Source organism: Pseudomonas lactis, from assembly GCF_001439845.1.
Classification (GTDB): Bacteria; Pseudomonadota; Gammaproteobacteria; order Pseudomonadales; family Pseudomonadaceae; genus Aquipseudomonas; species Aquipseudomonas lactis.
This window is the reverse complement of the sequence record NZ_JYLO01000018.1, coordinates 26,071-48,927: the sequence shown is the minus strand read 5'-3', so window position 1 is coordinate 48,927 and position 22,857 is coordinate 26,071. Positions and strand designations below refer to the sequence as shown.

Annotated in this window: 23 protein-coding genes and 1 pseudogene; 13 read left to right on the top strand and 11 right to left on the bottom strand. The window is 58.1% G+C overall.

All coding sequences use genetic code 11. The annotated features are described in order from the left end of the window. The first annotated feature begins 44 nt into the window (after positions 1 to 44). The 3 genes from TX24_RS26400 to TX24_RS26390 all read left to right on the top strand — a co-directional run bounded on the left by TX24_RS26400 (position 45) and on the right by TX24_RS26390 (position 3,586). Complete coding sequence (locus TX24_RS26400; RefSeq protein WP_057711737.1) at positions 45 to 1,103, top strand: MBL fold metallo-hydrolase; 1,059 nt, start codon at positions 45 to 47, stop codon at positions 1,101 to 1,103. 140 nt (positions 1,104 to 1,243) lie between these two features. Beyond that, a complete protein-coding gene (locus tag TX24_RS26395; protein WP_244175935.1) occupies positions 1,244 to 1,906 on the top strand; it encodes a hypothetical protein in 663 nt (220 codons plus the stop codon). 234 nt (positions 1,907 to 2,140) lie between these two features. Then, entirely contained in the window at positions 2,141 to 3,586 is a 1,446-nt protein-coding gene (locus tag TX24_RS26390; RefSeq protein WP_034135657.1) for an amidase family protein, read from the top strand. A gap of 7 nt (positions 3,587 to 3,593) precedes the next feature. Here the strand turns inward: TX24_RS26390 and TX24_RS26385 are convergent, their stop codons facing one another. From TX24_RS26385 to argH, 7 genes are all read right to left on the bottom strand, one after another. Further along, positions 3,594 to 3,950, bottom strand: a complete 357-nt coding sequence (locus TX24_RS26385; protein ID WP_003193655.1) for a helix-turn-helix transcriptional regulator — start codon at positions 3,948 to 3,950, stop codon at positions 3,594 to 3,596. Between the two features lie 90 nt (positions 3,951 to 4,040). After that, positions 4,041 to 4,991, bottom strand: coding sequence for a hypothetical protein (locus tag TX24_RS26380; protein ID WP_057711735.1), 951 nt, complete (start codon positions 4,989 to 4,991; stop codon positions 4,041 to 4,043). Between the two features lie 54 nt (positions 4,992 to 5,045). Further along, positions 5,046 to 6,215 (bottom strand): MFS transporter, encoded by a 1,170-nt coding sequence (locus tag TX24_RS26375; protein WP_003193651.1) that lies wholly within the window; start codon positions 6,213 to 6,215, stop codon positions 5,046 to 5,048. Positions 6,216 to 6,383: 168 nt separating this feature from the next. Next, positions 6,384 to 7,205: an ABC transporter substrate-binding protein gene (locus TX24_RS26370; protein ID WP_003193649.1), complete on the bottom strand. Its 822-nt coding sequence runs from the start codon at positions 7,203 to 7,205 to the stop codon at positions 6,384 to 6,386. A gap of 25 nt (positions 7,206 to 7,230) precedes the next feature. Further along, the gene (locus TX24_RS26365) at positions 7,231 to 7,995 is read right to left on the bottom strand and encodes an amino acid ABC transporter ATP-binding protein (protein ID WP_003193648.1); all 765 of its coding nucleotides are present in this window, start codon (positions 7,993 to 7,995) and stop codon (positions 7,231 to 7,233) included. 24 nt (positions 7,996 to 8,019) lie between these two features. Continuing rightward, positions 8,020 to 8,898 (bottom strand): amino acid ABC transporter permease, encoded by an 879-nt coding sequence (locus TX24_RS26360; RefSeq protein ID WP_057711734.1) that lies wholly within the window; start codon positions 8,896 to 8,898, stop codon positions 8,020 to 8,022. Between the two features lie 123 nt (positions 8,899 to 9,021). Further along, a complete protein-coding gene (argH, locus tag TX24_RS26355; protein WP_057711732.1) occupies positions 9,022 to 10,449 on the bottom strand; it encodes an argininosuccinate lyase in 1,428 nt (475 codons plus the stop codon). Positions 10,450 to 10,642: 193 nt separating this feature from the next. Here argH and TX24_RS26350 point away from each other — a divergent pair, with 193 nt between their 5' ends. The 3 genes from TX24_RS26350 (at position 10,643) to vapC (ending at position 12,553) form a co-directional block, all read left to right on the top strand. Continuing rightward, the gene (locus TX24_RS26350; RefSeq protein ID WP_057711730.1) at positions 10,643 to 11,602 is read left to right on the top strand and encodes a LysR family transcriptional regulator; all 960 of its coding nucleotides are present in this window, start codon (positions 10,643 to 10,645) and stop codon (positions 11,600 to 11,602) included. Between the two features lie 322 nt (positions 11,603 to 11,924). Continuing rightward, positions 11,925 to 12,155, top strand: coding sequence for a type II toxin-antitoxin system VapB family antitoxin (vapB, locus tag TX24_RS26345; RefSeq protein WP_034135537.1), 231 nt, complete (start codon positions 11,925 to 11,927; stop codon positions 12,153 to 12,155). Next, positions 12,155 to 12,553, top strand: a complete 399-nt coding sequence (gene vapC / locus TX24_RS26340) for a type II toxin-antitoxin system tRNA(fMet)-specific endonuclease VapC (RefSeq protein ID WP_047711614.1) — start codon at positions 12,155 to 12,157, stop codon at positions 12,551 to 12,553. The genes vapB (TX24_RS26345) and vapC overlap by 1 nt, the downstream gene beginning before the upstream one ends. A gap of 132 nt (positions 12,554 to 12,685) precedes the next feature. Here vapC and TX24_RS26335 read toward each other — a convergent pair whose 3' ends face one another. The 3 genes and pseudogenes from TX24_RS26335 to TX24_RS26330 form a co-directional block, all read right to left on the bottom strand. Continuing rightward, positions 12,686 to 13,333 (bottom strand): HAD-IB family hydrolase, encoded by a 648-nt coding sequence (locus TX24_RS26335; RefSeq protein WP_047711613.1) that lies wholly within the window; start codon positions 13,331 to 13,333, stop codon positions 12,686 to 12,688. Between the two features lie 27 nt (positions 13,334 to 13,360). Then, positions 13,361 to 13,579, bottom strand: a pseudogene (locus tag TX24_RS31410) (HNH endonuclease); the annotation flags it as partial. A 66-nt stretch (positions 13,580 to 13,645) separates the two neighbouring features. Next, the gene (locus TX24_RS26330) at positions 13,646 to 14,896 is read right to left on the bottom strand and encodes a ribonucleotide-diphosphate reductase subunit beta (RefSeq protein WP_032895630.1); all 1,251 of its coding nucleotides are present in this window, start codon (positions 14,894 to 14,896) and stop codon (positions 13,646 to 13,648) included. Positions 14,897 to 15,375: 479 nt separating this feature from the next. Between TX24_RS26330 and vapB (TX24_RS26325) the strand changes: the two genes are divergently transcribed. Together vapB (TX24_RS26325) and TX24_RS26320 are read left to right on the top strand one after the other, a co-directional pair. Beyond that, a complete protein-coding gene (vapB, locus tag TX24_RS26325; RefSeq protein WP_003193638.1) occupies positions 15,376 to 15,606 on the top strand; it encodes a type II toxin-antitoxin system VapB family antitoxin in 231 nt (76 codons plus the stop codon). After that, complete coding sequence (locus tag TX24_RS26320) at positions 15,603 to 16,016, top strand: type II toxin-antitoxin system VapC family toxin (protein WP_057711728.1); 414 nt, start codon at positions 15,603 to 15,605, stop codon at positions 16,014 to 16,016. Before vapB (TX24_RS26325) ends, TX24_RS26320 begins: the two co-directional genes overlap by 4 nt. Positions 16,017 to 16,153: 137 nt before the next feature. Here the strand turns inward: TX24_RS26320 and TX24_RS26315 are convergent, their stop codons facing one another. Beyond that, the gene (locus TX24_RS26315) at positions 16,154 to 16,423 is read right to left on the bottom strand and encodes a DUF2790 domain-containing protein (RefSeq protein ID WP_003193635.1); all 270 of its coding nucleotides are present in this window, start codon (positions 16,421 to 16,423) and stop codon (positions 16,154 to 16,156) included. Positions 16,424 to 16,820: 397 nt separating this feature from the next. Between TX24_RS26315 and acs the strand changes: the two genes are divergently transcribed. From acs to TX24_RS26290, 5 genes are all read left to right on the top strand, one after another. Beyond that, on the top strand, positions 16,821 to 18,776 hold the full coding sequence (gene acs / locus TX24_RS26310; protein WP_003193632.1) for an acetate--CoA ligase: 1,956 nt from the start codon (positions 16,821 to 16,823) through the stop codon (positions 18,774 to 18,776). Positions 18,777 to 19,471: 695 nt separating this feature from the next. Further along, entirely contained in the window at positions 19,472 to 20,257 is a 786-nt protein-coding gene (locus TX24_RS26305; protein ID WP_003193630.1) for an ABC transporter substrate-binding protein, read from the top strand. 91 nt (positions 20,258 to 20,348) lie between these two features. Next, positions 20,349 to 21,038: an ABC transporter permease gene (locus TX24_RS26300; RefSeq protein WP_003193627.1), complete on the top strand. Its 690-nt coding sequence runs from the start codon at positions 20,349 to 20,351 to the stop codon at positions 21,036 to 21,038. Then, positions 21,035 to 21,733: an ABC transporter permease gene (locus TX24_RS26295; protein ID WP_003193625.1), complete on the top strand. Its 699-nt coding sequence runs from the start codon at positions 21,035 to 21,037 to the stop codon at positions 21,731 to 21,733. Before TX24_RS26300 ends, TX24_RS26295 begins: the two co-directional genes overlap by 4 nt. 1 nt (position 21,734) lies before the next feature. Further along, positions 21,735 to 22,847 (top strand): succinylglutamate desuccinylase/aspartoacylase family protein, encoded by a 1,113-nt coding sequence (locus TX24_RS26290; RefSeq protein WP_057711726.1) that lies wholly within the window; start codon positions 21,735 to 21,737, stop codon positions 22,845 to 22,847. The last annotated feature ends 10 nt before the right edge of the window (positions 22,848 to 22,857 follow it).

Sequence of the window (22,857 nt, the reverse complement as noted above, 5' to 3'; positions counted from 1 at the left end):
CTGTGCAGTGTAATACTTGAGCGGACCGCAGGAGTCACTTCGTCATGGCCACTATTTCAACCCGTCTCGACCCTGCGCCCTCGGCGCCCAAGCCTGCCGAGCAGGACTTGGGGCACTTCAGCAACGACGCCCCGGTGCAACACGGTGGCTTGGGCAAGACCCTGCGTATTTTCTGGAACATGCTGTTCAACAAACCGCGCACCACCCGGCCGGTGGGGCAGATTCCGGTACAGCCACTGACTCGCGAGCAGTTATTGGCCGCACCTGATCACAGCGTGTATCGCCTGGGCCATTCAACCGTGCTGCTGAAAATGCGCGGTAAATTCTGGGTCACTGACCCGGTGTTTGCCGAACGCGCCTCGCCATTGCGTTGGGCCGGCCCCAAGCGTTTTCATCAGCCGCCGATCAGCCTTGAAGAGCTGCCAGCGCTGGAAGCGGTGATCCTTTCCCACAATCATTACGACCATCTCGACCGCAAAGCGGTGGTCCAATTGGCCGAAAAGACCCGCTACTTCCTGGCGCCCCTGGGCGTGGGCGACACGCTGGTCAAATGGGGCGTAGACGCCAGCAAAGTCCGCCAGTTGGAGTGGTGGAAGGGCACCGAGGTCGATGGTGTTCGTTTTGTCTGCACGCCGGCCCAGCACTTTTCCGGGCGCGGCCTGTTTGATGGCAACCAGACCCTATGGTGCTCCTGGGTGATGATCGACGACACGCGACGTATCTTCTTCAGCGGCGACACCGGCTATTTCGACGGTTTCAAACGCATCGGCGAGCAGTACGGGCCGTTTGACCTGACCCTGATGGAAACCGGCGCTTACAATGTCGAGTGGCCTCATGTGCACATGCAGCCGGAGCAAACACTGCAGGCGCATATCGATCTGAAAGGGCGCTGGCTGTTGCCGATTCACAATGGCACCTTCGACCTGGCCTTCCACGCCTGGCATGAGCCCTTCGACCGCATCATGGCCCTGGCCTGGGAGCGCAATGTTTCGATCACCACTCCGGCGATGGGCCAGGCTTTTCGCTTGAACCAGCCTGAGCGTGGGCATGCCTGGTGGCTGGAAGTGGAACCTCAATCGGTCAACGAACACGCAGCAGGCTGAGCCGAAAACCCGCTTGGAAAAGAGTTTTTCAGCGGATTTCAGCTCTGCGACAAACGCCAAATGAGAGTGCGATGATCCCGCGGGAATTTTATCTCCGGGAGGACGTTTCGATGGACAGCCACTGTAAGAAGCTTTGGAGAATGGGGTTGCCTTGTGCCCCAGCCCAGCCACTGCCCGCGCCAATAAACGCCGCCGACTTGCCCGCTTCACCACCCCATGCAGCACCCACTTCTATTGTCTTTGGCGCCGAACAGGCTGCGGGCGTCACGCTCGTCCCTGGTTATAGCGCCCTGGCGCCCCATATACGGCCAGTGCGTGACCCCGCGCTATCACTTGTCGCCATCAGCGGTGTGGACCCTACTGAACCGGTGATGGTCGAAGTACCGCTAGTATTGAATAACACCACGTTCACCGCCACGCAGGCGTTGACGGGCTATCGGATCGGCTATGCAGAGCGCTATGTGCAGGGCAATCAGGTTGAGCTGGTTGAGCGCAGCGCGGCTTTGCATCGGGTCTTCGACACCCTGCGTCACGTCGGTGTGCAATGGGTAGCGGTGGACATGCAGCGCAGTGGCGACAGTCAGCAGGCCTGTCGTGAAATCGATGAACTGGTGGCAGGTCTTCGCCTGGATGCCCTGGTGTCGGAGGATCCCCACGCCGCCTTTCATCATGCCATAAGAGGCGGATACCCCTCTGTGTGTGAAACCCTGGAGGATGGCTCCCGAGTCTGGTTTTACGGTGCGCGCTGGGCAGGTGATCGTTTGGCGGCACTGGCGCGCGCTTACCGCGTGCTGCGGCCATAGATGGTATAGATGCCTACACCGGGCTGGGAAGGGTAGGACGCGGTGACAAGATTCGCCTGAAATAACAGTGGGGTATCGGCTCTTAGACTGGTGCGGCGTTATCGGCAGATAGCGATCACACTCAGTCAAACAGAGGGGCACTTCATGATCGGACCAGTTTCGGCAGGTGGATGGGCGACAGGCCTGCTTCAGGAGCTTTCAAACCCTGTGCAAGGTTTCAAAAGTGCCTGCCAGATGTCAGTGGAGATGGCCCAAGGAGGTGGTGTCACCTCAGAGTCACTGTTGAAGGACTCGCTCAAGCAAATTGCCAATATTGATCGTGGACTACAGGGCGGCAATGCGTTTTTGGAAACCAACCCGGATGCCATGCGAGAGGCGAAAGCCCGCGATCAGGAACGTGCCGATGGCCGTGTTCGCGGGCATTTGCATGGCGTGCCGATAGCGCTGAAGGATGTCTTTGAAACCAACGACCGCATGCAGACCAGCGCAGGCTCAAAGGCCTTGGTGGGCGCGCCGGCCAGTAAAAACGCCAAGGTCGTCGACAATTTGCTGAAAGCCGGAGTGGTGATTGTAGGCAAAACCAATATGAGTGAGCTGTCCAACTTTCGCTCACTATCACCGGCCGATGGCTGGAGTTCCCGAGGTGGCCAGACGTTGAACCCTCATCGACTCGGAGGGCCGGTGGCGGGCTCGAGTTCAGGCTCGGCGGTGGCGGTGGCCCAGGGGCATGTGCCGGTGGCGTTAGGGCTGGAAACCAACGGATCGATCATCAGCCCCGCAGCCTACAACGGTGTGTTTGGCCTGAAAACCACGACGGGCCTGGTCAGCACCGAAGGCGTCATGACCAGCACCCGCATGGATGCGGTGGGGACCTTCACCCGCAATATCTGTGATGCGGCAGAAGCGCTTAACGCAATGACCGAGACCAACGTCTACACCGAGGGCCTGCACGCTGATGCCTTGAAGGGCAAGCGAATTGGCTACACCCCTTTGCCTGAGTTGTCCGCAGAGGAGGCCAAGGACCCGGCCAAGCTTGCAGACCGCAAGCACTATGAGGCGGCGCTCGAAGTGATGAAGGCCCAAGGGGCGATTCTGGTGCCCTTAGAGCGGTTGGACGCCGGTGTCCCCGACGAAGCCTATGAGGGCTATAACGAGGCGATGTTCTCGGAGGTCAAGCAACAACTGGAAGACTATTTGGCTGGGCGAGAAGGTTTGCCGGTCAAGTCACTTTCTGAGCTGGTTGCTTTTATCAAACGCACACAGAAATCTGGTGAGCCTGACCAGAAACTGCTGGAAATGATCAATGACCTGGAGACCACCCCGGAAAAACGCGAAGCGTTGTGGGAAGCGATTCTTCCTGTATTTCAGAAAACCATTGATGACCCCATAAAGGAGCACAAGCTCGACGCCATGGTGTCGAACTTTCTGTCCCACAATTATTTTTACAGTGCGGCGGCCGGGTACCCAGGTATATCCGTTCCGTCAGGCATGGACGAGGAAGGCATGCCCACGGCACTTTACTTATATGGCTGCGGCAACAGTGAAGCCACTTTGCTGGCAGTTGCCTATGGTTATGAACAAGCCTCGCAGGCCATTCAAAAACCGGCTTTTCTCCCGGGTATTCCTTCTACGCAAACACCAGCCAGTCCAGATAAAACGGTTGAGGCCACCAACGGCTGAATTTGAGTCAGCCTCTGCTGGTTGCCACTGTTGAACCCATCAATTGAGAAATGAGGCCTTGCACAGAAGGTTGCGCCGCCGGGGTATCAAACCGGCGCGCACTCATTCCCCACCCCGGTGCGAACCCCGGGAAAAACACCAGCCCTTCGGCCTCCAGGCGAAACGCCAGGATCAAACGGGTTTCATCGTCCACGTCACCGTGGCCTTCCAATTGCTCAATTGTTTGCACCGCCACGCCAGCCTGGCGAGCCAGCTCTTCGCGGCTCCAGCCCAGCATGACGCGCGCCTGCGCGCAGTGTTTGGCGGTGAATTGATGCAGGACGATCTGTTGTTCTACGAAAGAACTCATTGCCAGAGAGGACATGGGGTTTCTCCAGGTTCGACAGGGGAGGTGCAACTATACTGTTTTTTTGTACAGTTGTTTCTACCGCTCATCCATTGGCATTGCAGCCCCTTATGATTCCAGCCCTGGCGCCTCACGAATAATCAGGTGGTCCAGGTTCTCGATCCTGGCGCTGAATACCCCGAACGTTTGCTCGGGGTTTTTCTTACTGGGCACCTGCATAAGCTGCGGTGTGACGCCATAGAAAAAGCAATACAGCGGCCGTTCACTGCTGGCCGCCGCCTTGATCTGCTCCAGGAATGCCGTGCGTTTGCGGTAGTTTTCGATGAGCTTTTTGCTCAGGTAGACGTTCACCGAATAAGGCTTTTTGTCGAGCCACACCTTCTTCTCGAAGTCGATGCGAAAGCTGCTGGTGTAGTCCTTGATGGCCTTGATCTTGCCCCAGTAAATCAAACCCTGGTTGTCTTGCAGGTATTCGATCTTCTTGAAGAATGCCCAGTAGGTCGCCGTGTGCTCACCGATCTTCAGGGGCATTGCCTTGAGCTTGTCCTTGTCATCGATGTTGGACACGTAGCACTCCACCGGGTGTGCGAATACGCTGGTTTTGTCCGGGGTTGTGTCATTACTGCCAGAGGATGTCGTAGTGCGGTTTGCAGGCGCTTTCGTCGGTTCCTGCAGGGCGCTTGCATCGTTGCCGACTACCGGCGTTTTAGGCTCATACAGTCGCCGCGTCAGCACAAATTCCGATGGGAAATTTTCCTCACGCTCGTCATCACTTTCACCCGTCGCCGATTTATGGCTGCCGGCATAGCGGCAGCCATCGATATGCCGAGTGCCGGGTTTGTTCTTGAAGTGCGGCGTGCGCTGGTAGTTGACGTTCTTGGCGTTGAAAGTGCTCAACGCATTGGTGCTATCGAAGGCCGCGCGGCAGGCGTCGTTGGGGCACAGGAAGCTGTCCTTGTCGGAATCGAAGCCGGTGCTTTCGTCGAAATTCAGGTCTCGTACGTCGTAGATCGACACTTTGTCGTCGAGACTCACGCTGTAGGCCGTATCGAATTTCATGGGGCTCGGGTCCGTCAGAGGTTTGGCTATTAATAGCCGGATCTTGCATAAATATCAGCAAGAACCTGCCACGCGTCGCCCGCTCAAGAAACACAGCGTGCCGCCTATGGCAGTAAGTGCGGCCAGGGCAAAGAACATGCTGGTGGGTGCCGCGTTGATCAGCAGGTAGCCACAAATCACCGGACTCATGGCTCCGCCAAACGCGGCCAGGTTCTGGGCACCGTAGTAACTGCCCCGTAGTGCATCCGGCGCAATGGTGTCGATAAACAGAAATTCCGAGGGGTAAATGATCATCTCGCCCAAGGTGAACACGAACATCGCCAGGCACCAGCTCAGCAGACTGTTCGCCTGGCTGAAGCCGACCAACCCGGCAATAAACAATAAGGTGCCCAGCACGATCCAATGGCGCAGTTGCTCGCGCTTGAGGAATCGACCGATTTGGTACTGCATCAAAATCACGGTGATCGCGTTACAGGCCAGCACCGCCGACAGAATTTTCAGTGCCTGGTCGGGTGTGTAGGCCACTAGCAAAAACTGCGACAGATACAGGGTGTAGCGCCCATGGACTATGGTGCTCAACAGGCTGCCGCTGGTGAACAGGATCAACGTGCGGTCGTTGCGCAAGGTGCGCAGGGTGCTGAGAAAACTCTGGGGTTTATGACGGTCGTCCCGTTGAGTCGGCGCAATACCGATCATCAGGAACAGGCTGCCAAAGGCAATGGCACTGGCAATCAGGAACGGCGCCCACGGCAGTTGGCCAGCAATCAATACGCCCAACATCGGGCCGGTCGCATAGCCCACATTGGTCAGGGTATAGCGCAGGGAAAACACCTTGGCGCGCTCGCCCACCGGTAGGTTCTCGCTGATGATCGCCTTGGAGCCGATCAGGAACAACGCCGACGCGGCTTCAGTGATGACCAGGGTCAAGGTGGTGAGGTAGAGGTTGCTGGCAAAGGTCAGCAATAAAAAACCGATGGAGCTTGAAAGCATGGCCAGGATCAGCAGCTTGCGCTTTTCCAGGCGGTCGATGATGTAGCCGCCGTACAACCCCAGGAGCGTGGCGATGAACACCGCGATCCCCATCAGCAGGCCGATGTCCTGCTGGTTGAGGCCCAGGCGTGTGCTCAGCCACAGGGCCAGCAACGGGCTGGTCATGGCGCGGCTGACCACGATGGTCACCGAGCAGATCATCAGGCGACGGATTACCAGGGAGTAGGTGGCCACGGTGGGGGCGAGCGTCCTTGTTATATTTTCACGACAACACAACTTAAATGTGAACACCGAACCAGTGTGGGAGCTGGCTTGCCTGCGATAGCGGTAGGCCAGTTTGCATCGTCATTGGCTGATCTACCGCTATCGCAGGCAAGCCAGCTCCCACAGGTTTTGCGGTGTTTACTGGCCTGCGTTTATGCTGATCTTCTCGACCGCACCTTGCTCCAGATCCCACTTCTTCAGGATCTTGCCGTAGGTCCCGTCATCAATCATGCCCTGCAACGCTTCACTGATCGCCGTGACCAACTCGGTATTGCTCTTCTCAATCCCAAGCCCGGTGAACTGCTTGGAAATCGCCAGCCCCACCGGCTTGTACTTGCCCTTGTCCAGCGCCATCAAATAAGGAATCGTCTCGCTGCCCTGCATCGCCGCATCCAGGCGGTTCTGCTGCAACTGCGCCCGGGCATCCGCCGAACCTTCGGTGCCGATCACCACGATTGCCGGCTTACCGGCCGCTTCGCAGTTTGCCTTGCTCCAGGCGGTAATTTCCGACGGCCAGGTGGTGCGGCGGCTGGTGCCGACTTTTTTACCGCACAAGTCGGTCAATTCCTTGATCTCTTCGCGCTTGGCCAGGGTGTACAACTGTGGGCCGCTGGTGAAGTAGTCGACGAAGGTCACGGCCTTCTGGCGCTCGGCGGTGTCGCTCATGCCCGACAGCACGATATCGACGCGCTTGGTGGTCAGGCCGCTGAGCATTTGTTCGAAGCCGGTTTCCTGCCATTTGATCTTCACGCCCAGGCGCTCGGCCAGGGCGTTGCCCAGGTCGAAGTCAAAACCAGTGAGCTTGTTGGTGGCCGGGTCCTTGAAGTCCATCGGCGGGTAGTTCGGCACGATGGCCGCGCTGATCTCACCCTTGTCCTTGATGGCTTGCGGCAAGGCCGCCAATACACACGAGGAGGCCATCAGGCCGGCAAGCAAGGAAGGGATAAACATCTTTTTCATGGGGGCGTTCTCGTTAGTTTTTTAGTTAAGTGCGAACGGCAGAAATAAAGCTTTGGGTACGTGGATTTTGTGGGCTTATTAGAATGTCTTCCGGGCTGCCGGCTTCCACAATCTGGCCGGCGTCCATAAACACCATGCGGTTGGACACTTCGCGAGCGAAGCCCAACTCATGGGTGACCACGATCATGGTCATGCCGGTGGTGGCCAAATCGCGCATCACCGACAGCACTTCGCCTACCAGCTCCGGGTCGAGGGCTGACGTGGGTTCGTCAAACAGCATCAACTTGGGGCGCATGGCCAAGGCACGGGCGATTGCCACGCGCTGTTGCTGGCCACCGGACAATTCCACTGGGTAGGCATTGCGCTTGTCTGCCAGGCCAACGCGGGCCAGCAGTTCCAATGCATCTTCGATGGCTTCCTTGGGCGAGCGCTTGAGCACTTGGCACGGGCCTTCGATGATGTTTTGCAACACGGTCATGTGCGGGAACAAATTGAATCGCTGGAACACCATGCCGGTGGCCAGGCGCTGGCGGGCGATCTGCGCTTCGTTCATCTCGTGCAGCTTGTTGCCGACCACCCGATAACCGACCAATTCGCCATCGACCCACAGGCCGCCCTTGTCGATTTTTTCCAGCTGGTTGACGCAACGCAGCAACGTACTTTTACCCGAGCCGGACGGGCCAATGATGCACATCACCTCGCCTTGCTCGACCTCGATATTGATGTCACGCAGGGCGTGATACTGGTCGTAATACTTGTTCAGGTTGACGGCCTTGACGATGCTTCTCATGGGGCAAATCTCCTCAACCCAGGCTTACGAACGCTTGCCGGCGCCGCGGGCAAAACGACGCTCGAGGCGGCTTTGACCAAATGAAAGAACAGTCACCACCGCCAGGTACCAGATGCCCGCCACAATCAGCAGCTCCATCACCCGGGCGTTGGCGTAGTAGATGTTTTGCGCGTTGTGCAGCAGCTCGGAGTACTGGATCACACTGGCCAGGCTGGTCATTTTCACCATGCTGATGAACTCGTTGCCCACGGGCGGGATGATCACGCGCATGGCCTGCGGCAGAATGATCCTACGCAGCGCTTGCAGGCTCGGCATGCCGATGGACTTGGCCGCCTCATATTGACCGGTGTCCACCGACAGCAAGCCGGCGCGCACCACCTCAGCGGTATAGGCGCCCTGGTTGATGCTCAAGCCGAGCAAGGCGGCCACAAAGGGCGTCATCAGGTCGACGGTGTCGATGCTGAACAGGCCCGGAATCGCGATCACCGGGAAGATCAACGCCAGGTTGAACCACAGCAGCAGTTGCAAAATCAGCGGTGTACCGCGAAACAACCAGGTGTAGGTGATGGCCACGTAACGCAGGATCGGGTTGGCCGACATGCGCATGATCGCGGTGATCACCCCGATCACCACGCCCAGCGCCATCGCCAGGATCGACATGACGATGGTGTTCACCAGGCCCCAGAGGATGGCTTGCGACGTGAGGAACTGGCCAATGTAGCACCATTCGATCTGGCCATTGGCAAACGCGCGCAACAGCGCAGCCAACACAATCACGATCAACGTGGCAAAAAACATCCGCCCGTAATACCGCCGCGGCACATGCTCGTACTGCGTGATATCGAACTGGTTTTCAGACAACTTGCGCTCGGCTTCCAAGCGCTCGGCCGGGGTTTGATTCATGTTGCTACTCCAAAACTAATGACGCTCTAACCGATGTACACGGTGTTACGGTTGAAACCCGGTCAAATGTGGGAGCTGGCTTGCCTGCGAAAGCGCCGGTGAGCTCACCACACCTACCAAGGCTTAAATCCGAAACCCCTGATAACTCTCAGCCCACTTCTGCTGTTCAGCCAAAGCAGTCTTCAACCGCCCAATCTGCTCCTTCACCCGCTCCGGCGCAGTCCCACCCCAGCCACTGCGCGCCGCAATCGCCGCCTCCAGGGTCAGGCAATCACGCACGTCCGGGGTGAGCCGCCCATCCACCTCCGCCAACATCGCCGGTGAGGCTTCCCACAACTCAATTTCATGTTTCTCACAGGCCTGTACCAACGCGCCGGTAATCTCATGGGCCTCCTTGAATGGCACGCCACGCGTTGCCAACCAATCCGCCACCTCCGTCGCCAAGGTAAAACCCATCGGCGCCTGACGCCGCAGCTCGTCGACCTGCACCTTCATGGTCGCCACCATGCCGGCCATCGCCGGCAACACCAGCAGCAAGGTGTCCACGCTATCCAACACGCTGTGCTTGTCTTCACTCAAATCGCGGTTGTACGACAGCGGCAACGACTTGAGCGTCGACATCAACCCGGTCAGGTTGCCGATCAAACGCCCGGCCTTGCCCCGCGCCAGTTCGGCAATGTCCGGGTTCTTTTTCTGCGGCATGATCGAACTGCCGGTGGCGTAGGCATCGTCCAACAGCACCCAGCGAAACTGGCGCGACGACCACAGGCAAAACTCCTCCGACAGCCGCGAAATATTCACCCCGAGCATGCCCGCTACAAACAGGAACTCCGCCACATGGTCACGGCTGGCGACAGCGTCGATGGAGTTTTCACACGGCCCGGTGTAGCCCATTTCCTTAGCCGAGTGCTGCGGCTGACGTGCTATCGCCGAACCTGCCATCGCTGCCGCGCCCAATGGCGACAGCGCCGTACGCGCATCCCAATCCACCAGGCGCTGCACATCGCGCAGCATCGACTGCGCGTGAGCCAGCAAGTGATGGGCGAACACAATGGGTTGCGCCTGCTGCAAATGGGTAAAGCCTGGGCAGATGCTCTGCACATGTTGCTCGGCCTGTTCAACCAACGCCTGCTGCAAGCCCAACACCTCGGTGGCGATGGTGCGCGCATGGTCACGCAGGAACAGGCGCAGATCGTTGGCCGTCTGGTCATTGCGCGAGCGCCCGGCGCGCAACTTGCCGCCAAGGGCGCCCAGGCGCTCGGTCAATACGCGTTCGATAAAGGTGTGCACGTCCTCGTCATCCAGGGAGGGATGCAGGCGGCCGGCGGCGAAATCCTCACCGATACGGTCCAGGGCTTCGAGGGTGCGCAGGGTTTCTGACTCATCCAGCAAACCGGCGCGCTGCAACTCTCGGGCATGGGCACGGGAACCGGCCAGGTCGTAGGGCGTCAGGCGAAAATAACGCTCAGGGCAACGCGACAACGCGGCCAACGCCGCAGACGGACCGGTCTTGAAACGAGCGCCCCAAAGGCGGTCGGTGGGCTGGGACATGGGTATTCCTCACGCTTGTTTTTAGAAGAGTCGGAGGCAGTTTCAACAGAAGTTTATCGGTGTAGAACCGGCATCTGACGCGCCGTATTCAAGGTTGCCAAGGGCGGATGTTTATGTTCATTATCGCCGCCTGGCTATGTTCAAGGATTGGGTTCAAGCCTGTTGAATATGGCACTCGAGGTCAACGCGCATTATGGAAACCCCACTTTCCACTTCTGGAAACCTGCCGCCAAAACCCGGCACCCGAGCACCGCTGCAATTGAGCGGGTTGGACTTCAAATTGCTGCGGGTATTTATGGCCGTGGTCGAAGCCGGCGGCTTCAGTGCTGCGCAAAACGAGTTGAACGTGGGCCTGGCGGCCATCAGCAAACAGATCTCTGACCTCGAGATTCGCATCGGCATGCGCCTGTGTACACGGGGCCGCGAAGGGTTCGGGCTGACCGAAGAAGGCAAGTTGGTGTATCAAGCGTCCATCGAGTTATTCACCTCGGTGGACAGTTTTCGCGACAAGCTTAGTTCGGCGCAGAATGAACTCATCGGCGACCTGAGTGTGGGCGTTATTGATAACACCGTCTCCGACGTTAATTCCCCACTGATTACCGCCCTGGGCAACTTACATCGCCAATCGCCAAAAATAAGATTGCGCCTACAGGCCTCGCAATTGGACGAAGTTGAACGCGGCGTCGTGGAAGGGCGCCTAGTCGCCGGCATCGTCCCGGTGTACCAACGCCGTGAAGAGTTCGACTACTTCTCGCTCTACGAAGAAAAGGCCCACGCCTACTGCGCCGTAGGGCATCCACTGTTCACCGCCAGCGACATCACCCCCGATGCCCTTCGCCAATACGAAGTGGTGAACCATCGGTATGCGATCCATCGCGACAAGGCCAACTTCGTCAACCACGACAGCCAGTCCGCGTCGGCCTCACAAGTGGAAGCTGTCGCCATTCTGATTCTGACTGGCCGCTTCCTGGGCTTTCTGCCAGAACACTACGCCACGCCACTGGTAAGGGAAGGGCGCCTGCGCGCACTGTGCCCGGAGCAGGTACAGCTGAGCACCGCGTTCAACTTGATCCTGCGCCACAACGCCCCGAGAAGCCCGATGGTAAAAGCCTTCGCCACAGCGCTGGGTGTACACCTGAAGACGCCGGCCTAAGCCTCAACAAAGCTCAAATGTGGGAGCTGTCGAGCCCCAGCGAGGCTGCGATGGGGGAGCACCTCGGTCGCCCGTCGATCTACAAACCCGTATCGCTAGCTTTTTCGAAGCGAGAAGTGGATTTTTTAACGAATTTCAATACTCATTACTATTTTTCGCGACCGCAGAGGATGATAGGTCTGTTTCATGAAGGCCGTGAGCGCCTTCATGCTTGGCTTGCCGAAAATCAACGTTCAACCAGTAACGAAATGTATATCCCATTGACATATCCATTTCGTGGTGTAGCGTTGCGTAATCACACGACCACTGGAGGTAGGCCAATATGGATCAAGGTTCTGTATTTCAAAGCAACCGCAGCCAAGCTGTACGTTTGCCAAAGGCAGCTGCGCTGCCGGATGACGTAAAACGTGTAGATGTCGTCTCAATCGGTAGGGCCCGAATCATCACCCCAGCCGGTGAGTCATGGGACAGCTGGTTCGATGGCGAGGGTGTCACGCCGGATTTCATGAACGACCGAGATCAGCCTGCTGACCAAGAGCGGGAATCTTTTTAATGCTCAAGTTCATGCTCGATACCAACATCTGTATCTTCACAATCAAAAACAGACCTCAGCAGGTGCGCGAAACCTTCAAAAAGCACTATGGCCAACTAGCTATCAGTACAGTAACCCTGATGGAGCTGATTTACGGCGCGGAAAAATCACCTAACCCAGAGCGAAACTTGGCTGATGTCGAAGGCTTTGCAGCACGTCTGGAAGTTTTGAAATACGACCAGAATGCCGCTATGCACACAGGCCAACTTCGCGCTGAGCTAGCGAGAGCTGGTACTCCGATAGGTTCATACGACCAGATGATCGCTGGGCATGCCCGTTCGCAGGGCCTGATTATGGTCACTAACAACCGGCGCGAGTTCGACCGCGTGCCAGGTTTGCGGGTAGAAGATTGGGTGTAAGCGGCGAGGTAAAATGCCGTACCGAATACGGTTTACGCACCACGCCGATCCAAATGTGGGAGCTGTCGAGCCCCAGCGAGGCTGCGATGGGATCGCCTCGGTTCACCCGCCAACCCCGCCCGCCCACCCGCATCACCGCTGCACTCGAGCCCGCTTTTTCTTCTTCGCATGAAAATGCCGAAAATGCGCATCCTGCGCCGCCGCCAGCAACTCCCGGTCTCCACGCGTATCGCCCCAGGCCCTGAGCCGATACTCCCCCAGGTCCCCGTACACCGCCTCAAGCCGCAGCACCTTGTTCTCACAACGGCAATTATTCCCGGTGAGCTTGCCGGTCAGCACCCCATCCACCACCTCAAGCTCAGTGCCGATCAAACGAATGCCAAGCCGATCGGCAAACGGCTGCAACACCAACGCCGGCGACGCTGAACACAGCGTCACCACCGCCCCGGACTTCACCTCATCCGCCACCGACTGCAACCCGCTCGGGCGCATCAGCTTGCTCCAGCGCGCCTGACAATATGCCTGCGCTTGCTGCTCAACCCAAGTCTTCTTCACCCCGGTCATAAAGGTGCGAATCAACTGCGCCTTCAACTCATCCCGGCTGATCTGCCGCACCAAAAACCGCAGCCCCGGCACCGCCAGCTTGACCATCCGGCCATAAAACTCGCCGGTGCCGAAGGCAAACTTGAGGAAGGGCACGAAACTATCGTGGTGGGTGAGGGTGCCGTCGAAGTCAAAGACGGAAAGTACTTTGGCGTCTGCGGGGCCGGCTTCGAGCATGTCTGGGTTCACGGGTTGGCCTCGGTCCTATCTAATAGTTTTTAAGCGAGCATCAGCTGTGACAGCAGGAGTCTGCTCCCGTGCCAATCTTCCGATCTTGGCGTAAAGCGCTTCGGTAAGAGCTTCCCGAGCACTTGACCTGTGACAACGCTGATGGCAATTGGGGCACAAGGCTACAGCATTGGGGGGGCGATCCGAACCCTTCCGGGCCAGGTGCTTGAGGTGATGTACTTCAAGAAATGGCAAATTCCTTTTTTACCGACGAAAAAAAGCCCTGAACATGCCAGGGCTTCCTTTAGTGCTTAGTCCGGATCAATCCCAGCTCAGCGCGCCGCCGGTCTGGTACTCGATCACACGGGTTTCGAAGAAGTTTTTCTCTTTCTTCAAGTCCATGATCTCGCTCATCCACGGGAACGGGTTGGTGGTGCCTGGGTACTCTTCCTTCAAACCAATCTGCGTCAAACGACGGTTAGCGATAAACTTCAGATAGTCTTCCATCATCGCCGCATTCATACCCAACACCCCACGAGGCATGGTGTCGCGCGCATATTCGATCTCCAGCTGCGTACCCTGCAGGATCATCTGGGTCGCTTCTTCCTTCATCTCGGCGTCCCACAGGTGCGGGTTTTCGATTTTGATCTGGTTGATCACATCGATACCAAAGTTCAGGTGCATCGACTCATCGCGCAGGATGTACTGGAACTGCTCGGCCACGCCGGTCATTTTGTTGCGGCGGCCCATGGACAGGATCTGGGTGAAGCCGCAGTAGAAGAAGATGCCTTCCAGTACGCAGTAGTAAGCGACCAGGTTGCGCAGCAGTTCTTTGTCGGTGTCGACGGTGCCGGTTTCGAACTTTGGATCGGAGATCGAGCGGGTGTATTTCAGGCCCCAGGCGGCCTTTTTGGCCACCGATGGAATCTCGTGGTACATGTTGAAGATCTCGCCTTCATCCATGGCCAGCGATTCGATGCAGTACTGGTAGGCGTGGGTGTGGATCGCTTCTTCGAAGGCCTGGCGCAGGATGTACTGGCGGCACTCCGGGTTGGTGATCAGGCGGTACACGGCCAGTACCAGGTTGTTGGCCACCAGGGAGTCGGCGGTGGAGAAGAAGCCCAGGTTGCGCATGACGATGCGGCGTTCGTCGTCGGTCAGGCCTTCGGGGTTTTTCCACAGCGCGATGTCGGCGGTCATGTTGACCTCTTGCGGCATCCAGTGGTTGGCGCAGCCGTCGAGGTACTTCTGCCAGGCCCAGTCGTACTTGAAGGGCACAAGTTGGTTGAGGTCGGCGCGGCAGTTGATCATGCGCTTTTCGTCAACGGCGACGCGGGCGGAGGCGCCTTCCAGCTCGGCGAGGCCTTCGGCGACGTCGAGTTTGTCCAGGGCGGCCTTGGCGCGCACGATGGCGGCGGAGTCATTGGCGGTGACGGCGCGGGCTTCCACGGCGGCAGCGGCGCCGGCACCGTCGAGGCGGTCCATGTTGGCTTCGGTGGCGTGGCCGGCGTTGGCGCCTTTAGCGGCTACTTCGCCTTCTTCTTCTTTGTCGAATTCGTCCCAGCTCAGCATGACGTGTCGTCTCCTGCGTGAGGGCTCAAAGGTGCCCGTGTGAAACCGGATGGTTGGGTGTTCACACGGCCCTAGGGCCGCGGTGGATCTTAAGGAATCGTTTGTTGCAGCTAGCGCACGCATTAAACGGAATAGGGCTACGGGGGCTCTGCGTGAGGCTTGAGGGGCGCAGCGGTAGGTGCAAGCTCGCGCGGGATGCCTCAGGTCTGGCTCTTCATCCCAGTGTAAAGGGATATTGCAGGCCCGATTTACCCGCGCATTATAGGGAAAAAATCGGGTTTGTGTTGTGACGGATGGTCACTGATTAGAGACAAAAAGGACGCTTTTGAAGCCGGGGTGAGAGTTTACGGGGGGTTACTGCCGCAAGTTTTTTAGCAACTGGCACACGATCTCCGATCGTCGGCAAATTGCCATATGTCTTGCATAGGCTTCCACGTATCTCTACATTGCATATGTCAGGCATAGGTAGGAGCTGAATCATGCGCACAGTCTCAATTTTTAAAAACGGAAAGAACCAGGCTATTCGAATTCCAAACGAAATGGCTTATGAGGGAGTCGGCGAGCTCGAAATCACCCGCAACGGAGATACGATTACGTTGCGACCTATACGACCTAGCTGGGGGTCGTTGAGTGAGCTGCCCAAGGCGGACGAAGATTTTCTTCAGGAGCGTGAGGACGTTATTGGCGATGAAGGCAGGTTCAATCTGTGACGACATACATGCTGGATACCTGCATTTGCTCATTCATCATGCGTGAGCGGCCCGAGTGTGTGCTTGAGCGACTGGCATCGGAGGTGGCGAGGAGCAATCGAATCGTGATTTCGGCCATAACCTATGCCGAAATGCGATATGGGCAGATTGGGAAAAAGGCATCGCCCAAACACAATACGTTAGTCGATGAGTTTGTGAAGCGACTCGATGAAGTGTTGCCGTGGGGCCTGGCGGCGGTGGACGCGACGGTTGAGGTGAAGCGAAGCCTGACCGAGCAAGGGTCGATCATCGGCCAAAATGATACTGCTATTGCAGGGCATGCAATTGCTTCGGGGTGTACGTTGGTGACCAACAATATTCGGGAATTCAGTCGCGTAGCGGGGTTGTCTTACGAGGATTGGGTCCACTAACCGTAGCGGGTGTTATGGCTGAAATCGCCATCGCAGGCAAGCCAGCTCCCACAGTTGATGTGCGGTGTATTCAAGGGCGGGTTCTTGGCCGCAAGAACGATTTCTTGCGGCAATTAAGAATCCAACTTCAGAAGTTGTTAGCCGTTAGAGCAACCATTGCCCATCACTTGATAGTTAAGAATATGCCGCTGGCCTTGCGAATCTTCATATTCCATCTTCGCCGGTACAACTTCGCAGACTTCTGGAATGCTGCTCATGGACAAGACTTTGGCCACGTCCAAGTGTGTGCTGTAGGTGTAGTCCTCAACGATCGGGGCGTTCTGGCCGGCCAGTTCAGTCGGGGCTTCGTCAGCCAGGGCGGCGGTGGCGCACAGGCTGCTCAGGGCCATCACTAATAACGCTTTCATTGCTTCATTACCTTCTTCAGGGCGAAAGGGGGCACGGGGCCCTTGTGAGGCCGCGTGTGTCACTTAAAAGTTGGGAAGTTCGGATTAACGGTGCCTTCGTGGGGGCTGTTGCGTTGTTAATCTCGGTGCCTTGTTGGCGGAGTTGATTCTAGGCTTGCGCGTTATATTCATATACCCGTGCTTTTGATAAACACTTTTGGCGGTTTTTGTAACAATCCCTCGATCAAGATTTTTTCAGAAACCTGCCAGGCGCCGCAGCACGCGGGCCAGAGCGGTGAAACGGCATAGCAGGGCAATTTGTAGGGTCTTGTTACTACCATCGTCGAATGGTTCTATAGGCCCACCCCGGCTACAACAGGGGCCATACAACAACAACTATGTCACCGAGGTAAGAAAGATGAGTGCGGCTTCCCTGTACCCCGTTCGCCCCGAAGTAGCAGCCAACACGCTCACCGACGAGGCGACCTACAAGGCCATGTACCAGCAGTCGGTGGTCAACCCCGATGGCTTCTGGCGTGAGCAAGCCAAGCGCCTTGACTGGGTCAAGCCTTTCACCGCGGTCAAGCAAACCTCTTTCGACGACCACCATGTCGACATCAAATGGTTTGCCGATGGCACCCTGAACGTTTCCTACAATTGCCTGGACCGTCACCTCGCCGAGCGTGGCGACCAGATCGCGATCATCTGGGAGGGCGATGACCCTGCCGAGAGCCGCAACATCACCTACCGCGAGCTGCATGAAGAAGTCTGCAAGTTCGCCAACGCCCTGCGCGGCCAGGATGTGCATCGCGGCGATGTGGTGACTATCTATATGCCGATGATCCCCGAAGCCGTGGTCGCTATGCTGGCCTGTACCCGCATTGGCGCGATCCATTCGGTGGTGTTTGGCGGTTTCTCTCCGGAAGCCTTGGCCGGTCGCATCATCGACTGTAAGTCGAAAGTGGTGATTACCGCTGACGAAGGCATCCGTGCCGGTAAGAAGATTCCGCTGAAAGCTAACGTCGATGACGCACTGACCAACCCGGAAACCAGCAGCATCCAGAAGGTGATCGTGTGCAAGCGCACCAATGGTGCGATCAAGTGGAACCAGCATCGCGACATCTGGTACGAAGACCTGATGAAAGTGGCGGGCACCGTCTGCGCGCCAAAAGAGATGGGCGCCGAAGAAGCACTGTTCATCCTTTATACCTCCGGTTCCACCGGCAAGCCTAAGGGCGTGCAGCACACCACCGGTGGCTACTTGCTCTATGCAGCCCTGACCCACGAGCGCGTATTCGACTATCGCCCGGGCGAAATCTACTGGTGCACCGCCGACGTTGGCTGGGTCACCGGCCACACCTACATCGTCTACGGCCCGCTGGCCAATGGCGCGACCACGGTGCTGTTCGAGGGCGTGCCGAACTACCCGGACATCACCCGCGTGGCGAAGATTGTCGACAAGCACAAGGTCAACATTCTCTACACCGCACCGACCGCGATCCGCGCCATGATGGCTTCCGGCACCGCAGCCTGCGAAGGCGCCGACGGCAGTAGCCTGCGCCTGCTCGGTTCGGTGGGCGAGCCGATCAACCCGGAAGCCTGGGACTGGTACTACAAGAACGTCGGCCAATCCCGTTGCCCGATCGTCGACACTTGGTGGCAGACCGAAACCGGCGCCACGCTGATGAGCCCGCTGCCGGGCGCCCATGCGCTGAAGCCGGGTTCGGCGGCACGGCCGTTCTTCGGTGTGGTGCCGGCGCTGGTAGACAACCTGGGCAACATCATCGAAGGCGCCGCCGAGGGCAACCTGGTGATTCTGGATTCCTGGCCAGGCCAGGCGCGTACCCTGTACGGCGACCATGACCGTTTTGTCGACACCTACTTCAAGACCTTCCGTGGCATGTACTTCACCGGTGACGGTGCGCGTCGCGATGAGGACGGTTACTGGTGGATTACTGGCCGTGTGGATGACGTGCTGAACGTGTCCGGCCACCGCATGGGCACCGCCGAAATCGAAAGCGCCATGGTTGCTCACCCGAAAGTCGCCGAGGCGGCAGTGGTGGGCGTACCCCACGACATCAAGGGGCAGGGCATCTATGTGTACGTCACCCTGAAAAATGGCGAAGAACCCAATGAAGCGTTGCGCCTGGAGCTGAAGAACTGGGTGCGCAAGGAAATCGGGCCGATTGCCTCGCCGGATGTCATCCAGTGGGCACCGGGGCTGCCGAAAACGCGCTCGGGGAAAATCATGCGGCGCATTTTGCGCAAGATCGCCACGGCTGAATACGATGGGTTGGGGGATATCTCTACCCTGGCAGATCCGAGCGTGGTGGCGCATTTGATTGAAACGCACAAGACCATGAACGTCGCGTAAGCGGGGTAGGTGGGACAGAGCCCCATTCGGCGCAAGCCGGGTGGGGCTTTTTTGTAGGGCCTCAAGACCGCCCAGATTCAGTGTGGGAGCTGGCTTGCCTGCGATGAGGGTGTGTCAGGCAACGGTTGGCTGGCTGACACACCGCTATCGCAGGCAAGCCAGCTCCCACAGTTAAGATCGCATTTCATAGGAGGGTATGGATGGCGGTCTGACAGACCTGCATATCCACCAAGCCAATAAATATCGGTTTTTCCAGTAGGACGTTTCTGAATGTTACCGCCTCGCTCAAATGTGTAACCGCCCGCACAAACCTGGGGCAATGGACCACGCCTACGCCCCGAAAAACCGCATTCTAGACACCCCCAAAAATAAGATTAAACGCCAGACTTGCCGTGCTAGAAGGGTTTGCGAATAATAGGCCCGCAACTTGCAGCATCATCAGGTTTAATATCTTTTGTCTCTGCATAAAATTCAGGGGCTGTCAATGAGCTGGAACCGCTTTCTCAGTGCTTCTGTAAATTGTTGTCGCATTGAGGAAATATCGGCTTCCGGCCTGTCGTTAGAATGCCGATCACTCGCTCGTCGTCGCAGGTGTCGCCCGCGCAGGACGCAGCACGCTATTCGGTTACACCTTCGCCGCATCGTGGGCCATGGCTCATACTGCTGTTTTTGCCCTATACCGATGGAGTCCCAAGATGAAGAAACTCGTGCTGTTGGGCGCCCTGGCGCTGTCCGTGCTGTCCATGCAGGCTTTCGCCGAAGGCAAGCCGCTGAAAATTGGTATCGAAGCGGCTTACCCTCCGTTTGCCTCGAAGGCGCCGGATGGCAGCATCGTCGGTTTTGACTACGACATCGGCAATGCGCTGTGCAAGCAGATGGACGTCAAGTGCACTTGGGTCGAGCAGGAATTCGATGGTCTGATCCCGGCACTCAAAGTGCGTAAGATCGACGCGATCCTGTCGTCCATGTCCATCACTGACGACCGCAAGAAATCCGTGGACTTCACCACCCGTTACTACCTGAGCCCGGCGCGCCTGGTGATGAAGGAAGGCACCAACGTCAGCGACGGCCTGGATGAGCTCAAAGGCAAGACGATCGGTGTGCAGCGCGGTTCGATCCACGACCGTTTCGCCCGTGAAGTCCTGGCGCCAAAAGGTGCGAATATCAAGGGCTACAGTACCCAGAACGAAATCTACCTGGATGTGGCCGCCGGTCGTCTCGACGGTACCGTGGCTGACGCCACCCTGCTGCAAGACGGTTTCCTGAAAACCGACGCCGGCAAAGGCTACGCGTTTGTAGGCCCATCGTTCACCGAAGCCAAATACTTCGGCGACGGTATCGGCATCGCAGTGCGCAAAGGCGACAAAGAAAACCTTGAGCGCATCAATGCGGCCATCGCTGCAATCCGTGCCAACGGCGAATACAAGAAAATCCAGGACAAGTACTTCGACTTCGATATTTACGGCGCTGACGCCAAGTAACTCATCGCAGCTGTCTGTCCGAAATGGCGCAAGCAACAGTCATCCTGAAGTTTGCGCCATTTTTTCATCCCCCTTTTCGAGGACCTGAATCATGTTGAAAGGCTACGGGGCCGTTATCCTCGATGGCGCTTGGTTGACGCTTCAGCTCGCCTTGTCGTCCATGGCCTTGGCCATTGTTCTGGGTCTGATCGGGGTCGCGCTACGCCTATCGCCGGTACGCTGGCTGGCTTGGCTGGGCGACCTGTACTCCACGGTGATCCGCGGGATCCCCGACCTGGTGCTTATCCTGCTGATTTTCTACGGCGGCCAGGACTTGCTCAACCGCGTCGCGCCGTTGCTGGGCTTTGACGACTATATCGACTTGAACCCCCTGGCCGCCGGTATCGGCACCCTGGGTTTCATCTTTGGCGCTTACCTCTCGGAAACCTTCCGCGGCGCCTTCATGGCCATTCCCAAGGGGCAGGCTGAAGCCGGCCTGGCGTATGGCATGAGCAGTTTTCAGGTGTTTTTCCGGGTGATGGTGCCGCAGATGATTCGGCTGGCGATCCCTGGTTTTACCAACAACTGGCTGGTATTGACCAAGGCCACCGCGCTGATTTCGGTGGTGGGTCTACAAGACATGATGTTCAAGGCCAAGCAGGCGGCAGACGCCACCCGCGAGCCTTTTACCTTCTTCCTCGCAGTGGCGGCGATGTACCTGGTGATCACCAGCGTGTCGTTGCTGGCCTTGCGTTACCTTGAGAAGCGCTACTCGGTAGGCGTAAGGGCGGCTGATCTATGATCTTCGACTACAACGTCATCTGGGAGGCCATGCCGCTGTACCTTGGCGGCTTGCTGACCACCCTGAAACTGCTCGCTATCTCGCTGTTTTTCGGCCTGCTCGCGGCCTTGCCCCTGGGCTTGATGCGCGTGTCCAAGCAGCCGATCGTCAACGGCGTGGCCTGGCTCTACACCTACGTAATCCGTGGCACGCCGATGCTGGTGCAGTTGTTTTTGATCTACTACGGCCTGGCGCAGTTCGAAGTGGTGCGCGAGAGCTTCCTGTGGCCGCTGCTGTCCAGTGCCACGTTCTGTGCGTGCCTGGCGTTTGCCATCAACACCAGCGCCTACACCGCCGAGATCATCGCCGGCAGCCTCAAGGCCACGCCCAACGGTGAGATCGAAGCGGCCAAGGCCATGGGCATGTCGCGCTACAAGCTGTACCGCCGCATCCTGTTGCCGTCGGCCCTGCGCCGCGCGCTGCCGCAGTACAGCAACGAAGTGATCATGATGCTGCAGACCACCAGCCTGGCCTCCATCGTCACGCTGATCGACATCACCGGTGCCGCGCGCACGGTGAACGCCCAGTATTACCTGCCGTTCGAAGCCTATATCACCGCCGGCGTGTTCTACCTGTGCCTGACCTTCATCCTGGTACGCCTGTTCAAGTTGGCCGAGCGCCGCTGGCTGAGCTACCTGGCTCCACGGAAGCACTGATATGGAACGTATCGACCATCTGCTGCCCTGGGGGCACCTGGGCTGTGAGCGCCAGCTGAGCGTGTTTCGTTTCGGCAGTGGCGAGCGCAAGGCCTATATCCAGGCCAGCCTGCACGCCGATGAATTGCCTGGCATGCGTGCCGCCTGGGAACTGAAAAAACGCCTTGTGGAGCTGGAACAGCAGGGCGCCCTCAACGGTGTGATCGAGCTGGTGCCGGTCGCCAACCCGATGGGCCTTGGCCAGCTGTTGCAAGGCAGCCACCAGGGGCGTTTCGAGGTGGGCAGCGGCAAGAATTTCAATCGCGATTTTGTTGAGCTGAGCGAGCCGGTGGCCGAGTTGCTGCAAGGCAAGTTGGGGGACGACCCGCACGCCAATGTGCGCCTGATCCGCCAGGCCATGAGCGATGCGCTCAACGCCTTGCCCGAGCCGAGCAGCCAGTTGCAAGGCATGCAACGCATCCTGCTGAGCCACGCCTGCACCGCCGATGTGGTGCTGGACCTGCATTGCGACGCTGAAGCCGCGCTGCATATGTACGCGCTGCCCCAGCACTGGCCGCAGTGGCGTTCGTTGTCGGCGCATTTGAATGTGAGGGTCGGCCTGCTGGCGGAAGACTCCGGCGGCAGTTCGTTTGATGAAGCCTGTTCGCTGCCCTGGCTGCGTTTGTCACGCGCGTTCCCGGATGCGCAGATTCCGCTGGCGTGCCTGGCGACCACCCTGGAGCTGGGTGGCCAGGCCGATACCGGCCGTGATGAGGCGATCTTCCACGCCGAAGGCATCCTCGCATTCCTTGCCGAACAAGGCTTGATCAAGGGGCAATGGCCCGCGCCGCAACACGAGCCGTGCGAAGGCGTGCCATTCGAAGGCACCGAGCTGTTGTTCGCGCCCCACGCCGGGGTGATCAGCTACCTGCGTAAAGCGGGCGACTGGGTAGAAACCGGCGATGAGATTTTTGAAGTGATTGACCCCCTGACCGACCGCGTAAGCACCATTTGCGCGGGCACCTCGGGGGTGTTGTTTGCCGTTGAACGGCTACGTTATGCCCAAGCGGGTTTCTGGCTGGCCAAGGTGGCGGGGCGCGAAGCGCTGCGCTGCGGGCGCTTGCTCAACGACTGACCACCTGTTT